Here is a 13,925-nt window from a genome sequence, read left to right on the forward strand (position 1 = left end):
TCTTTTTTTGCTTTAGAATGTAATAATTTGCGCATTTTGTTCAGGAGGGAGGCGAGATTTGTTGTTTTTCCTTCCTTTTTCTTTGTGTTTCTGATAGCCGGGATTGTTTTCCGGAGCAGGCGGGAAGGCCGGTTTTCGTGACAGATTCTGTATCTCTAGCCTGGAAATGTATATCTCCTGCCTGAAGATGCACATCTCTAGCTTGAGGATGTCTGTCTTCAGGCTGGAGATGAAGAATGTTTCGGAACATTCCGGCCTTTCCCGTGTTTGGCATCCGGTTTCTCCGGTGCGGCTTGCCGGGGCCTGTGCCTCGTGCGGGAATCGCACAAAGTGGCTGCCGCATGTTGCATAAATCAAAAAATGATGCTAACTTTGTCGGTCAATAAAATTAAAAAAACCAACATTTATAAAATAATATGTTCAGAAGTCATACTTGCGGCGAGTTGCGACTTGCCGATGCAGGCAAAAACGTGACGCTGGCCGGATGGGTGCAGCGTTCGCGTAAAATGGGAGGGATGACCTTTGTGGATCTCCGCGACCGTTACGGCATCACCCAACTTGTTTTCAATGCGGAAGTGAATGCCGAACTTTGTGAACGCGCCAATCACTTGGGCCGTGAATTTGTGATTCAGGCAAAAGGGACTGTAAGCGAACGTTCAAGCAAGAATGCCAATATTCCTACCGGGGAAATCGAAATCATCGTTTCGGAACTGAATGTGCTGAATGCCGCTCAGACTCCTCCGTTCACTATCGAAGACAATACGGACGGCGGAGATGACCTGCGCATGAAGTACCGTTATCTGGACTTGCGGCGTACGGCAGTGCGCAAGAACCTGGAACTCCGCCACCGCATGACGATGGAGGTTCGCCGTTATCTCGACAGCAAAGGCTTTCTTGAAGTGGAAACCCCGATGCTTATCGGGTCGACTCCCGAAGGCGCCCGCGACTTTGTCGTTCCTTCGCGCATGAATCCGGGGCAGTTCTATGCGCTGCCGCAATCTCCGCAGACGCTCAAGCAGCTGCTGATGGTTTCGGGCTTCGACCGCTATTTCCAGATCGTGAAATGTTTCCGCGACGAGGATCTCCGCGCCGACCGCCAGCCGGAGTTTACCCAGATTGACTGCGAAATGAGCTTTGTTGAACAGGAAGACATTATCCAGACGTTCGAAGGCATGGCCAAGCATCTTTTCAAGGAACTGCGCGGCGTTGAGCTTTCAGAGCCTTTCCAGCGGATGCCGTGGGCGGACGCGATGAAATATTACGGAAGCGACAAGCCCGACCTGCGTTTCGGCATGAAGTTCGTGGAACTGATGGATGTGCTGAAGGGCTACGGCTTCTCAGTGTTTGACAATGCTGCCTATATCGGAGGTATCTGTGCGGAAGGCGCGGCACACTATACGCGCAAGCAGCTTGACCATCTGACCGATTTCGTCAAGCGGCCGCAGATCGGCGCGAAGGGCATGGTCTATGCACGTATCGAGGCTGACGGCACGGTTAAGTCAAGCGTCGACAAGTTCTACAGCCAGGATGTGCTTCAGCAGATGAAGGAAGCCTTCGGCGCGAAGCCGGGCGACCTGATTCTCATCCTTAGCGGCGACGATGCGATGAAGACGCGCAAGCAGTTGTGCGAGCTGCGTCTGGAAATGGGCAACCAGCTGGGACTGCGCGACAAGAACAAGTTTGCCTGCCTGTGGGTTGTTGACTTCCCGATGTTTGAATGGAGCGAAGAGGAAGGCCGCCTGATGGCCATGCATCATCCGTTCACTCATCCGAAGGATGAAGACATTCCTTTGCTGGATACAAATCCGGCTGCCGTGCGTGCAGACGCATACGATATGGTTGTGAACGGCGTAGAAGTGGGAGGCGGCTCTATCCGTATCCACGACTCCGCGCTTCAGGAAAAGATGTTCGAGATTCTGGGATTCACGCCGGAAAAGGCCCGCGAGCAGTTCGGCTTCCTGATGAATGCCTTCAAGTTCGGTGCTCCTCCTCACGGAGGTCTGGCATACGGCCTTGACCGTTGGGTTTCTCTGTTTGCAGGCCTTGACTCGATCCGTGACTGCATCGCATTCCCGAAGAACAACTCGGGCCGCGACGTGATGCTGGATGCTCCGGGTTATCTCGACCAGAAACAGTTGGATGAGCTGCACCTGAAAGTGGATATTGAAGAATAATCAGAAACCGAAATACCGGATGAAAGAATCTGTGCGTATTTTCCGCTTTGCAATGGTGGGCACCCTCAATGCTTTGATCACGGCCCTGGTCGTATGGTTGCTGATGCACATTGAGGGAGAGAGCTACATTACCGCCAACATCATTGCATATGTCATTGCGCAGATCCATAATTTTATCTGGTGCAAATACTGGATATTTCCTTTGGAGTCCGGCGACAAAAAAAATAGCATCTGGCATCAGATGCTATTTTTTGCCGGAGCTTTCCTGCTGGCCTACAGCGCGCAGTTCTTGTTTCTTCTCATGCTTGTCGAGCTGCTGCATTGCAATGAATACCTGGCGCAGTTTCTCGGTCTTTTCATCTACGGTGCAGTCAACTTCATGACCAACAAGCACGTTACGTTCCGTTAGGCCATTTCAATGAGGTGCTGTTCTTCGATGTAGTTCAGTCCCTTTTCCAGAATCACCTGACGTGTCAGATCCGGATTGTCGGTGCGGAACACCAGTATTCCTTTGCCCGACAGCAGGAATGAATAGAGATAAGAAATCCCTATGCCGGCTTCACTGAAGCTGCGTATGGCGTCGGCGGCCCGTCCCGGACGGTTGTCGAGCATGATGGCGAACACGTCAGACAGATTCGCGGATATTCCTGCCTGCCTGAGCGTTTCGTAAGCCCGCATCGGTTCAGAACAGATGATGCGGTAAATTCCATATTCCACCGTGTCCGAGATGGTGGAGGCGATCAGCTGGATTCTCGCTTCCTTAAGCAGTTCGAGCACTCGCAGAAGTGTTCCGGACTTGTTCTCTATAAATACAGACAATTGATGTACGGTCATAGGTATCATTCTTTTTGAGATTATGCTTAGATTAATGTTTTTCGCAGGTCTTTCACGCGGACGGCTTTTCCTTCCTGCTTGGGCAGGCTGCCTTTAGGGATGAGCTTGACTCTCGGAGTGATGAGGATCTCGTCTTTCAGTTGCCGCGTGATTTCTTTTGTCAGATTCTGCAAGAATGCATAGTCGTCGGTAAAGTCGTTGAGCTCAACCTCTACCGTCATCTCGTCATTCGCTTCAAGATTGGTGAGGGTAATCAGATACTCATTGCCCAGTTCCTTAAACTGCATGAGGATGTTCTCAATCTGTATCGGGAAAATGTTTACCCCCTTCAGAATCATCATGTCGTCGCTTCTTCCTTTCATGCGGTCGAGGCGCTTGTGGTGTCTTCCGCACGGGCAGTCGCCGGGCAGTATGCGTGTGAGGTCGCGCGTTCTGTATCTGAGCAGCGGCATGGCCTCCCTGTTGATCGTTGTCAGAACCAGTTCGCCCACTTCTCCTTCCGGTACGGGCTCCAGTGTGTTCGGATCCACGATTTCCACGATATAATAATCTTCCCATATATGCAGTCCGTTCTGTTCCGGACATTCGAAAGCCACTCCCGGTCCGCACATCTCAGACATGCCGAACGAATTGTAGGCTTTCACTCCCAGCATTTCTTCGATGCGCTTGCGCTGCTTGTCGGAGTGAGGTTCGGCTCCGATTATCAGCGTATGCAGCCTGGTATCTCTGCGAGGATCTATTCCCATCTCTTCCATCACTTCGTAAAGCCTTCCTGCGTAGCTGGGAATGGCGTGCAGGGCGGTTGTTCCGAAATCAGTAATGAATTTGATCTGCCGTTTGGTGTTTCCGGCAGCAGCAGGGACAGTCAGCATACCCAAACGCTCGGCTCCGTACTGAAATCCCAGTCCGCCTGTAAACATGCCGTATCCTGACGAATTCTGGAAGATGTCCCCCTTGCGCAGACCTACCATATAGAGGCAGCGCGCCACAGCGTTGGCCCATTCGTCGAGGTCGTGCTGCGTATGCAGGATGACCGTCGGTGTTCCGGTTGTTCCGCTTGACGAATGCAGGCGCACGACATTCTCCAGCGGCACGGCTGAAAGTCCGAAGGGATAATGATCGCGCAAGTCTTGTTTGGTGGTGAAGGGGATTTTCTGCAGGTCGTCCAATGACCGGATATCTTCCGGTTTCAGTCCTGCTTCATCAAAGCGTTGTTTATAGAAGGGAGAATGCATGCAGCGGCGGATTGTTTGCTGCAATCTCTCCAGTTGAAGCTTCTCTATCTCCGGGCGGGACATGGTTTCCAGCTCCGGATGCAAATACATCTGTTCGTTTTTCATGGGTTCTGCGGTAAAATTGTCTGTGTCGGATGCAGCCGTTTTTCCATTGCTGCATCCGACCAGAATCATTTGTCATTTATATTGTTGTTCTAGCTGCAAATATAGAAATAATTAAGATAGAGCCAACAAAAACTTTCAAATATTTACCGGATGCGGATTTTCGCTTTTAAAATGACCGCAGGGTCAGTCAAACGAACCGTAGCGTGTCGGCAGCAGTTTCCGATCTCCCAATGTGTTGTCTATGCGCGCCACATTGATCCAGAATTTGTTTTCGCGTACATCTTCTGTCGGATAAGCAGCCTTTTCGCGGCTGTACATGTGCTGCCATTTGTTTCCCACCACTTCATATTCCGGATGCGGGGCATTGAGAAGCACATTGTCTTCTTTTGATGCGTCGCCATTCTTGATTTCTTCTATTTCATCCCAAATGGTCAGCATAGCGTTTACGAAGCGGTCCAGTTCGGCCAGGCTTTCGCTTTCTGTGGGTTCGATCATCAGCGTTCCATGTACGGGGAATGACAGGGTAGGGGCATGGTAGCCGAAATCCATCAGACGCTTGGATATGTCATTTTCTGATATTCCGCTTTCTTCGTGGATTTTTCTGCATTCAAGAATCATTTCGTGTCCTACAAAGCCTTTGCTTCCGTGGTAAACGATGCCGTAGGTGTCTTTAAGGCAGGCGGCCAGATAGTTTGCGTTAAGTATTGCTGCTTCTGTTGCATGCCGCAGCCCTTCTTCGCCCATCATGCAGATATATGCATAGGTGATCGGAAGAATGCCGGCACTTCCGTAGGGAGCTGCCGAAACTTCGTTTTGTTCATTCCCGAAAGACACGTGTCCCGGAAGGAATGGCAGCAGATGTTCTGAAACGCAGACGGGACCGACGCCCGGGCCTCCTCCTCCGTGCGGACTGGCAAATGTCTTGTGGAGGTTCAGATGGCACAAATCAGCGCCGATAGTGGCAGGGTTGGTCAGTCCGACTTGTGCATTCATGTTTGCTCCGTCCATGTATACCTGCGCCCCGCAGCGGTGGATGATCCGGCAGATTTCGGCGATGTCTTCTTCAAAAATGCCATGGGTCGACGGATAAGTGATCATCAGTGCGGCCAGATTCTCTTTGTTGGCTTCCGCTTTTGCCTTCAGGTCTTCGATGTCGACATTGCCGTGCTCGTCGCAGGCACAGGTCAGCGGTTCGTAGCCTGCCTGGACCGCTGATGCCGGATTGGTTCCATGAGCCGATGCCGGAATAAGCACCAGATGCCGGTGGCCTTCTCCGATGCTTTCAAGATAACTGCGGATTATCCGCAAGCCGGTGTATTCTCCCGCCGCGCCTGAGTTGGGCTGTAAGGTGACGCCGGCGAATCCTGTAATCGTTTCCAGTTGGGCGGAGAGGTTTTTTATCAGGATCTGATAGCCTTCGGCCTGATCTTCCGGAACCAGCGGGTGTATGTTCATCCACGCGGCATTGCTCAGCGGCAGCATTTCGGCGGCAGCGTTCAGCTTCATCGTACACGAACCGAGTGAAATCATGGAATGAGCCAGAGAAATATCCTTGCGTTCAAGCCGTTTGATGTACCGCATCATTTCCGTTTCGGTGTGGTACTTTTTGAATATGTCGTGCGTAAGGAACGATGACTGTCTTCGCAGCCCTTCCGGGATAGATGCCGAGTCTGGTATCTCGGCTGCGTCGTGGGTTGACTTTTCCGCTGCAATGCCGAAAACGGTTACGAGGAGGTTCGAGTCGGCCAGAGTGGTCGTTTCATCTATGCTTACGCCTATGTCGCCGTTTCCGAAATAGCGCAGGTTGATGTTTTTGCTTAATGCGATTGTGCGCAGCTTCTGTACGGTGACCTGCTCAGGCAGTCCAATCCGCAGGGTGTCGAAGAATGTTTCATTCTTTATGGCATATCCCAGTCCGGCCAGCTGTGTTGCGAGCCATGAGGCGTTGGCATGAATCTTTCCGGCTATTTCTCTGATGCCCTCCGCTCCGTGGTATACGGCATAGAATCCTGCCATTGTTGCGAGCAGTGCTTGCGCCGTGCAGATATTCGACGTTGCGCGTTCTCTCTTGATATGCTGTTCGCGTGTCTGCAAGGCCATCCGGTAGCAAATGTGGCCGTACTTGTCTTTCGAGAGCCCGATGATTCGTCCCGGCATGTTCCGTTTGTATTCGTCGCGGGTAGCGAAGTACGCAGCCGAAGGTCCGCCATAGAACATGGGTATTCCCAGGCGCTGTGTGCTTCCGTAAACGATGTCGGCGCCCCATTCGCCGGGAGGTGTCAGGAGGGCAAGGGACAAGATGTCGGCTCCTACCGCAACCTTGCAGCCGGCGGCATGTGCCTGCTCTGTAAAGGCACGGTAGTCTTCCACGCTGCCGCTGTTGTTTGGATACTGGATGATGCAGCCGAAAATGTCGGGAGTGAAAGCGGCTGTCTTGTAGCTGCCGATTTTCACGTTAATTCCCTGCGGAACGGCGCGTGTGCGGATAACGGCCAGCACTTGCGGAAAAATTTCTTCGTCTACAAACAGTGTGTTGGCATTTGCCTTCTGCTGTGCGCGGCTGCGCAGACCGAACATCATGGTGGCTGCTTCGGCTGCTGCTGTCGCTTCGTCCAGCAATGAACAGTTGGACAGCGGCATAGCTGTCAGATCGCATACAACGGTCTGGAAGTTCAGCAGCGCTTCCAGGCGGCCTTGAGAGATTTCGGCCTGGTAGGGAGTATAAGAAGTATACCACACCGGGTTTTCAAAGACATTGCGCTGGATTACTGCGGGAGTTACGGTATCATACCACCCGGCACCGATATATGACTTGTATATCTTGTTTTTCGATGCGAGCCGGGCGATGTGTTCGGAGAACTCCCGTTCGGTCATTGCAGGTTCAAGTTTCAGTTTTTCTTTCAGTCGGATGTTTGCAGGGATGGTTTTGTTTATCAGTTCGTCCAATGACTCCACGCCGATTTTTTCCAGCATGACAGCAAGATCCTTTTCGCCTATGCCTATATGTCTGTTGGCAAAAGTTGTTGTTCTCATAACGATTTTATGTTAAGGTTCAGATTTTTCAAGTTTCTGCTATCAGCGGAAGAAAGGATTGTTCATCTTTTCATAGCCGATAGTCGTTTCGTTTCCATGTCCGGGATATACTACGGTATCGTCCGGCAGGACAAAAAGTTTGGTCGCGATGCTTTCTCTCAGGTCGTCAAAGTTTCCTCCTTCCAGGTCTGCGCGTCCGATGCTTCCTTTAAACAGGGTGTCCCCGCTGAAAAGGCAGCGCTCTTTCTTGCAGTAGAAGACCATGCTTCCCGGCGAATGCCCCGGAACGGAAATTGCTTCCAGTTCCGTTTCGCCGAAGCGGATGATTTCTCCGTCGGTGATGCGGTGCCCCAATGGTTCCGGGTCTTCGTTGATAGGGAAGCCGAATGACTTGCAGAATGTCGCAAGTCCTGCGAGCAGGAACTCGTCACGCTGGCTTGCTTCAGGCTTTACGCCGAATTCGCGTGCTGCAAAAGCGTTTCCAAACTGATGGTCGGCATGCAGGTGTGTGTTGAGCAAATGCTTCACCGTGAGTTTGTTTCCCTCAACAAATTCCTTCAGCCGTTGCTGCTCTTCCTTGTAATAGCATCCTGCGTCTATGATGGCAGTTTCACATGATTCGTCGGCCAGCACGTAGCAGTTGACCGGAAACATATTGAATTCAAAGCGTTTGATTTTCATGGCAGTGTCTGTTTTTTAGTTTACAGTGACATAAACCACTTCCTTGGTCTTGAAATACTCTTCGCTGAAGATGTCGCTCAGGGCAATGACTTCCGCCCGGTGCTTGAATGGCGCCACTTCGTGTGTGAGGTCGCCTCCTTTCAGGCAGAACACGCCGTTGGGGAAAGAGTTGCTCTGCTCTTTCCTGATATTTTTCCTCACGATCTTGATCAAATCTCCCAACGGCATTACTGCGCGGCTGACAACAAAGTCAAACTGTTGCTTTTCTTCTTCAGCCCGGCAGTGGCGGGTGGTTACATTCTTCAGGCCGATAGCTTGTGCTACTTCTGTTGCCACTTTCACTTTTTTCCCGATGCTGTCGATGAGATGAAAGTGCGAATCCGGAAACATGATGGCGAGCGGTATTCCAGGGAATCCTCCGCCGGTACCCAAGTCCATAATTTCCGTTCCCGGCCTGAATTTGATCACTTTGGCTATACCCAGCGAATGGAGCACGTGATGTTCGTAAAGGTTCGTGATGTCTTTGCGCGAAATCACGTTGATTTTGCTGTTCCAGTCTGTGTACAAGTCGTAGAGGGCAGCGAACTGCTGCTTCTGTTCGTCGGTAAGTTCCTGAAAATATTTGTTTATCAGTTCCATTGCCTTATTTTTTTACGTTCAGATAAGGTGTTATTTCTTCGTTTGATATTGTCAGCTTGAAGCTTCCCAGATAATAGGGAGCTATTTCGTAAGGATTGTATAGGAATTCGATGCCGTCGGCCTTCAACAGGAAGTTTTCGGGGATGAACACCTCTTCGTCAAGCAGGATGCCGTTGGCATGCAGTCCTTCGACCGAGGTGATGGTGTCCGTTTCCAGGCGTTCGTTGGCAGAGCCGATAATCTTTTCGAGGAGCAGTTTGCAGATGCCTTTCTTGTCCGCTTTTCCGAAAATTTCGTTTTCGCTCACCTGTCTGCCTGTCCGCGCGTTGATGTTCGCCCATTTCGCCCACGTGTTGGGGTGAGCTCCTCCCATATATTGCGAGGTGACCACCTTGTAGTTCCAGATGCTGTCGCGTCCTTTTTCAAGTTCGGAAGTGATCTCAAAGTCATAGTTGTACCACGACGGCATGTCTTCGGGACTGACTCCGTTTTCAAGGTCGGTGCGGTATGATTCGAGCACATCGCGCCTGTAGTCGCTTATCAGATTGTGCGTGATGGTATCTATGAACGTCTGCGGAGCCAGTTTGGCATAGAGGTCGCCGAAATACATCTGCTTCAGCGTGTGGTTGACCGCTTCTGAAACAGTGTCTTTTTCCGAATGAGGGTTCAGGTAGGCAAAGCTGAGCTTGATGTGGCAGTTGGGCGACGCTTTGTCATTGCCCAGCAGATATACGGTCGTATCGGTGATGCAGGCATTCACCGCAGCCTCTCCATAGCCCTGTCCGTCGGTGCATCCTGTAACCAGCATGCCGGCTCCCGTGCAGGCGATAAGAGATGAGAGAACAATTCTTTCTGTTTTCATGTCGTTTGATAATTTTGTCTGACATGTGCGGGTCTGCCCCGCACATATCAACGTTTTGTCTTACAAATATAGTATAAATCGGGTATTGTAGCTATAAAACGCCACTTCTTTTTTGTTTTCCTTTGTCTTTTGGGTGAAAAATTGTTACTTTGTCTGCATCAATCTTATAAAACGATGGAAACGATCAAATTTGAACGATGGGGAGTGGTCCCTTATGCCGTTGCGTGGGACAGACAGAAATCGCTGTTTGACGGGCTGGTCCGTGCAAAGCAGGAGGGCGCAGCGTATGTCAACCGGATTGTTTTTTGCCAGCATCCTCCCGTATATACCTTGGGAAAGCACGGGAAAGAGCAGAACATGCTGCTCAACCGCGAACAGTTGCTTGCCGTACACGCGGAACTGTTTCATATTGACCGGGGAGGAGATATCACTTTCCATGGACCGGGGCAGCTGGTTTGCTATCCGGTGCTGAATCTGGAAGACTTTCATCTGGGACTGAAGAGCTATCTTCATTTGCTTGAGGAGGCGGTGATCCGTGTGTGCGCTTCGTATGGCGTTTCTGCCGGACGTGCGGAAGGAGCGACGGGCGTGTGGCTGGATGTCGGCTCTCCCCGCGAGCGGAAGATCTGCGCGATGGGAGTGAGGAGCAGCCATTTCGTCACGATGCACGGTCTGGCCTTGAACGTGAATACCGACTTGCGGTATTTCGGTTATATCAATCCTTGCGGGTTCATCGATAAAGGGGTGACTTCCTTGGCTCAGGAAACAGGCCGCGAAGTGCCTTTGGAAGAAGTTGAAGCGAGGCTCGAGAACGAGTTGCGCAGCCTTCTGCAGGAAGCGGCGGCTGTGAAGGGGTGAGCCCGGTTTCCGCTTCATTTCCGGGCGGCTGCCATATAGGCCTCTATTTGCCGGCTGATTTCCTGCATCCCTTTTACAGAAGGATGTCCTGCTATTTTGTCGATATCTTGCAGTTCGATGTATTCCACTCCGTAATGCTTGCATATTGTCTTGACGGATTCGTCTATCTCTTCCTTCAGCTCTGTGTTGATCAGAAAATAGATGTCCACATTGATGTACCGTTTGGTCATGTAGTCAAGCATGTAAGCCATTGCCGGGCGGAATTTGTAGAGGTCCTCCTTCTTCCATTTTCCATACTGGTATTCTCCCAGAGGCGATCCGGCCCAGCTGTCGTTTGTTCCTCCGAAGATGAAGATGACATCCGGATCGCCCAGATTGCTCATCCGCGTGATGAACGAGCGGTCGGAGTAGTCTTTCTTGTCATATCCGGTGTTGCAGACGGTAGCCCCCGAATAAGAGTTGTTCATGCAGAGGCGGAGGCCGTTTCCGGAGATGAATTTGTGCCACCATGTAAGCGTGACGTCGTTCACGTCATTTCCCTGTTGGGTCGCGTCGAAATACCATGGAACGTTGCCCGCAGGAATATATCCCTCGTATGTAGAGTAAGAGTCGCCGAGGATGGAAACGGATTTCTTGTACTGTGCAAAGCTGTGGCTGCATGCAAGCAATGAAAGAAGGAAGAAGAGGCAAATATTTTTCATGTTTTCTAACGTTTAACTGCCGATAAAGGTACGAATAAAATCCAAGATGCGGAAAGACATGTCCGTTTTCTTTTCGCCGGCGGCGTTTTTTGTATGAAGGGCAAGCTGCATGCGCCTCAGGAAGGAATACTTGCAGGCAACAGGGCGGTGAGGCAGATGCGAAAGCGTGGAAGCACAGAGCGTTTGTGCGCTGCGCTTCCGCGTTTGCCTGTGCGGCTTTTTCTTGTGGATTTGGGACAGTTACTTTCCGAGCTTGTCGTAAGCCTCGTCGGTGACCGGCTCCAGCCATTCGTTGGAAGTGTTTTCTCCCGGAATCTCAAATGCCAGATGCGCAAACCAGCTGTCGGCTGCCGCGCCATGCCAGTGCTTTACGTTGGCCGGAATGTGGATGACATCGCCCGGGCGCATCTCAACGGCCGGCTTTCCTTCTTCCTGATACCAGCCCCGTCCGGCTACGCATACCAGCATCTGCCCGCCGCCCTTCGTTGCGTGATGAATGTGCCAGTTGTTGCGGCAGCGAGGCTCGAAGGTGACGTTGGAGAACGAAACCTGTTCGGTAGAAACCCGTGCCAGATAGCTGTTTCCGATGAAGTATTTGGCGAAGGCCGTATTAGGCTCGCCGATGGGGAAAATCATCTCTTTCTGAAAAGCCGCCTTCCCGTTGTCGTCGGCAGACACATCTTCCGCCCACACGTCTTTTGCCATGCGGAATGCAGCCCATGCGTTGGGCCATCCGGCATAAAAGGCGATATGGGTGAGCAGTTCAGAAATTTCGGTCCGCGTCACTCCGTTGCTTTTCGCAAACTGCAAGTGGTGGGTCAGCGAAGAGTCTACGATACCTTTTCCTATCAGCGTGGCCACCGTTATCATGCTGCGGTCGTGCGGGTTCAGCCCTTTGCGGTTCCACACTTCTCCAAAGAGGACATCATCGTTCAGTTCCGCGAACTTTGGGGCGAAGTCGCCCAACTGCACATGTCCTGCGGTCTGTGTAATTTTTTCTTGTGCCATAGTTGCATAAATGTTAAATACTGGAATAGTCAGAACTAAAAATACAAGTTTTTTTGTGTCTGTCCCAAAGATGCGCCATCCGTGGGAGCGATTTTCATGATTGCTGGTCGTATTCATAAATGATTCTGCTTTTATAATTCTGATACAAAAGTAGCGTTTCGGGCTGTATGCAGCCATAACCAAATTACGGATAATCGTACCTTATTTACAGATTTGCGTTTTCATTCATGCGCCGGAATGCCTGCGTGTCTTCAGGCATCCCGGCGGAGGCCGAAAAAATGAGCTGTTATCTTGATGCGGATGACGGCTCATTTTTTTTATTTGTCCCATCATCCACATCAAAATGTCCCGTCACGTTTTCAGAAAAGCCGGATGATGGCTTCGGAGGCTATGCGGCAGCGGAGATGCGTGTATTTTATGTGTGGCATAAACCGCTGAGAAATAGCCACTATCAAAAAATGAATATTTATATCTGCAAATTATTCTTGAAATTATTTGGCTGATTCAACCGAAAAGCTTACCTTTGCACTCGCAATTGAAAAAGCACTCTTAGCTCAGTTGGTAGAGCAACTGACTCTTAATCAGTGGGTCCAGGGTTCGAATCCCTGAGGGTGTACGATTTTTCGGAAAGTTTGACAATTTAATGGATGCACTCTTAGCTCAGTTGGTAGAGCAACTGACTCTTAATCAGTGGGTCCAGGGTTCGAATCCCTGAGGGTGTACCAGAGGACCCGGCCGTGAGGTGTGAGGGAACTCCAAAAAGACAAGGCTCTTCAAGTCGTGCAGACCTGGAGAGCCTTTTTTCTTTCTCCTCTTCCTTTTTTTTGCCGGGGCACGCATGCGCATCCCCGGCATGTCTTGCTTTTCATTCAAAATGATACATGTCTGAGGGAAGCACACGGCGCAGCGGAACCACCTGGAGGTCTTTGCCGACGGTGATGCCCTTCTCTTTCAGTGCCAGCTCTACTGTTTTCAGTGCCAGTTCGGGGTGGTTGTTGTCTTTGCTCAGATGGCACAGCCACACATATTTCAGCCTGTCCGTAAAGTTCTCCGCCAGATAGTCGGCAAGCTCCCTGTTGCTCAGGTGCCCGTTCGGGCCAGCTATGCGCGCTTTCAGGTGCGGAGGATACGGTCCCATCTGAAGCATCGTTTCGTCATAGTTTGCCTCGATGATGAGGTAGTTTGCCTCTCTGATGAAGCGCGCCGCCTCGGGAGTGATGTGTCCGATGTCCGTGAGGAATGAAAACACCTTGTCTTCCGCAGTGATGCAGTATCCCACGTTGTCCGTTCCGTCATGCGGCACTTCGAAGCAGGTCACGTTGAAGTCTGCCAGTTGGAACGTTTCGTTTTTCCGGATGAAGCGTATGTGTTCTCCGCTGAGCTTCTCGGTCATGCAGTAGCTTTTGCGCATTCCGCCGTGAATCTCTTCCGTCGAATAGACTGGAATGTTGTATTTTTCTCCCAGATGCCCTACGGCTTTGATGTGGTCGGCATGGTCGTGTGTCACCAGCACGCCCCGCACTTTTCCCAGGCTGAGCCCGTGTTCCTTGAACACTTTCTTTATGGTGCGTATGCCTATTCCTGCATCTATCAGTATCGCGTTGTTGTCTGTAGCAAGGTAATAGCAGTTTCCGCTGCTTCCGCTTGCCAGGCTCATGAATTCTATTTTCATCGGTCTTCTGTTTTCCTTTCTTTTTAAAAACGGAATGCAAATATACTAAAAAGATGGCTTCATGCGTTCGCGGCGGGAGGCAAGTTTCTGACAAAGCTGACGGAAAAGGCGAAAGGAGTGCCC

At 51.0% G+C, this 13,925-nt stretch carries 12 protein-coding genes and 2 tRNA genes; 5 read left to right on the plus strand and 9 right to left on the minus strand.

The window, feature by feature from the left end; genetic code table 11:
* Window positions 1-416: 416 nt before the first annotated feature.
* Both aspS and NW212_RS10980 read left to right on the plus strand, forming a co-directional pair.
* Window positions 417-2,174 (plus strand): aspartate--tRNA ligase, encoded by a 1,758-nt coding sequence (aspS, locus tag NW212_RS10975; protein ID WP_258338685.1) that lies wholly within the window; start codon window positions 417-419, stop codon window positions 2,172-2,174.
* A 19-nt stretch (window positions 2,175-2,193) separates the two neighbouring features.
* On the plus strand, window positions 2,194-2,583 hold the full coding sequence (locus NW212_RS10980; protein ID WP_258338686.1) for a GtrA family protein: 390 nt from the start codon (window positions 2,194-2,196) through the stop codon (window positions 2,581-2,583).
* Here the strand turns inward: NW212_RS10980 and NW212_RS10985 are convergent.
* The 6 genes from NW212_RS10985 to NW212_RS11010 form a co-directional block, all read right to left on the minus strand.
* On the minus strand, window positions 2,580-3,008 hold the full coding sequence (locus tag NW212_RS10985; protein ID WP_258338687.1) for an amino acid-binding protein: 429 nt from the start codon (window positions 3,006-3,008) through the stop codon (window positions 2,580-2,582). The two genes, NW212_RS10980 and NW212_RS10985, sit on opposite strands and share 4 nt — an antisense overlap.
* A 26-nt stretch (window positions 3,009-3,034) precedes the next feature.
* A complete protein-coding gene (locus tag NW212_RS10990) occupies window positions 3,035-4,333 on the minus strand; it encodes a phenylacetate--CoA ligase family protein (protein ID WP_258338710.1) in 1,299 nt (432 codons plus the stop codon).
* A 198-nt stretch (window positions 4,334-4,531) separates the two neighbouring features.
* Window positions 4,532-7,381 carry an aminomethyl-transferring glycine dehydrogenase gene (gene gcvP, locus NW212_RS10995; protein ID WP_258338688.1) on the minus strand — a complete coding sequence of 950 codons (2,850 nt, stop codon included), beginning with the start codon at window positions 7,379-7,381 and terminating at the stop codon, window positions 4,532-4,534.
* 42 nt (window positions 7,382-7,423) lie between these two features.
* On the minus strand, window positions 7,424-8,062 hold the full coding sequence (locus NW212_RS11000; RefSeq protein ID WP_258338689.1) for an MBL fold metallo-hydrolase: 639 nt from the start codon (window positions 8,060-8,062) through the stop codon (window positions 7,424-7,426).
* 15 nt (window positions 8,063-8,077) lie between these two features.
* Window positions 8,078-8,701 (minus strand): 16S rRNA (guanine(527)-N(7))-methyltransferase RsmG, encoded by a 624-nt coding sequence (gene rsmG / locus NW212_RS11005; protein ID WP_258338690.1) that lies wholly within the window; start codon window positions 8,699-8,701, stop codon window positions 8,078-8,080.
* Between the two features lie 4 nt (window positions 8,702-8,705).
* Entirely contained in the window at window positions 8,706-9,563 is an 858-nt protein-coding gene (locus NW212_RS11010; protein ID WP_258338691.1) for an RsiV family protein, read from the minus strand.
* A gap of 174 nt (window positions 9,564-9,737) precedes the next feature.
* Here NW212_RS11010 and lipB point away from each other — a divergent pair, with 174 nt between their 5' ends.
* Window positions 9,738-10,421, plus strand: coding sequence for a lipoyl(octanoyl) transferase LipB (gene lipB / locus NW212_RS11015; protein ID WP_258338692.1), 684 nt, complete (start codon window positions 9,738-9,740; stop codon window positions 10,419-10,421).
* A 14-nt stretch (window positions 10,422-10,435) separates the two neighbouring features.
* Here the strand turns inward: lipB and NW212_RS11020 are convergent, their stop codons facing one another.
* Together NW212_RS11020 and NW212_RS11025 are read right to left on the minus strand one after the other, a co-directional pair.
* The gene (locus NW212_RS11020) at window positions 10,436-11,122 is read right to left on the minus strand and encodes an SGNH/GDSL hydrolase family protein (RefSeq protein WP_258338693.1); all 687 of its coding nucleotides are present in this window, start codon (window positions 11,120-11,122) and stop codon (window positions 10,436-10,438) included.
* A 240-nt stretch (window positions 11,123-11,362) separates the two neighbouring features.
* Window positions 11,363-12,130: a carboxymuconolactone decarboxylase family protein gene (locus tag NW212_RS11025; RefSeq protein ID WP_258338694.1), complete on the minus strand. Its 768-nt coding sequence runs from the start codon at window positions 12,128-12,130 to the stop codon at window positions 11,363-11,365.
* A 543-nt stretch (window positions 12,131-12,673) separates the two neighbouring features.
* Between NW212_RS11025 and NW212_RS11030 the strand changes: the two genes are divergently transcribed.
* Together NW212_RS11030 and NW212_RS11035 are read left to right on the plus strand one after the other, a co-directional pair.
* Window positions 12,674-12,746, plus strand: a tRNA-Lys gene (locus NW212_RS11030).
* Between the two features lie 33 nt (window positions 12,747-12,779).
* Window positions 12,780-12,855, plus strand: a tRNA-Lys gene (locus NW212_RS11035).
* A gap of 140 nt (window positions 12,856-12,995) precedes the next feature.
* Here NW212_RS11035 and NW212_RS11040 read toward each other — a convergent pair.
* Window positions 12,996-13,802: an MBL fold metallo-hydrolase gene (locus NW212_RS11040; protein WP_258338695.1), complete on the minus strand. Its 807-nt coding sequence runs from the start codon at window positions 13,800-13,802 to the stop codon at window positions 12,996-12,998.
* Window positions 13,803-13,925 lie beyond the last annotated feature (123 nt).

Source organism: Bacteroides sp. ET225 (genome assembly GCF_024733745.1).
Classification (GTDB): domain Bacteria; phylum Bacteroidota; class Bacteroidia; order Bacteroidales; family Bacteroidaceae; genus Phocaeicola; species Phocaeicola excrementipullorum.

Bases quoted from the DNA above. Each gene is read 5' to 3' on its own strand.
- aspS (WP_258338685.1), top strand. From the start codon at position 417: ATGTTCAGAAGTCATACTTGCGGCGAGTTGCGACTTGCCGATGCAGGC.
- NW212_RS10980 (WP_258338686.1), top strand. From the start codon at position 2,194: ATGAAAGAATCTGTGCGTATTTTCCGCTTTGCAATGGTGGGCACCCTC.
- NW212_RS10985 (WP_258338687.1), bottom strand. From the start codon at position 3,008: ATGACCGTACATCAATTGTCTGTATTTATAGAGAACAAGTCCGGAACA.
- NW212_RS10990 (WP_258338710.1), bottom strand. From the start codon at position 4,333: ATGTATTTGCATCCGGAGCTGGAAACCATGTCCCGCCCGGAGATAGAG.
- gcvP (WP_258338688.1), bottom strand. From the start codon at position 7,381: ATGAGAACAACAACTTTTGCCAACAGACATATAGGCATAGGCGAAAAG.
- NW212_RS11000 (WP_258338689.1), bottom strand. From the start codon at position 8,062: ATGAAAATCAAACGCTTTGAATTCAATATGTTTCCGGTCAACTGCTAC.
- rsmG (WP_258338690.1), bottom strand. From the start codon at position 8,701: ATGGAACTGATAAACAAATATTTTCAGGAACTTACCGACGAACAGAAG.
- NW212_RS11010 (WP_258338691.1), bottom strand. From the start codon at position 9,563: ATGAAAACAGAAAGAATTGTTCTCTCATCTCTTATCGCCTGCACGGGA.
- lipB (WP_258338692.1), top strand. From the start codon at position 9,738: ATGGAAACGATCAAATTTGAACGATGGGGAGTGGTCCCTTATGCCGTT.
- NW212_RS11020 (WP_258338693.1), bottom strand. From the start codon at position 11,122: ATGAAAAATATTTGCCTCTTCTTCCTTCTTTCATTGCTTGCATGCAGC.
- NW212_RS11025 (WP_258338694.1), bottom strand. From the start codon at position 12,130: ATGGCACAAGAAAAAATTACACAGACCGCAGGACATGTGCAGTTGGGC.
- NW212_RS11040 (WP_258338695.1), bottom strand. From the start codon at position 13,802: ATGAAAATAGAATTCATGAGCCTGGCAAGCGGAAGCAGCGGAAACTGC.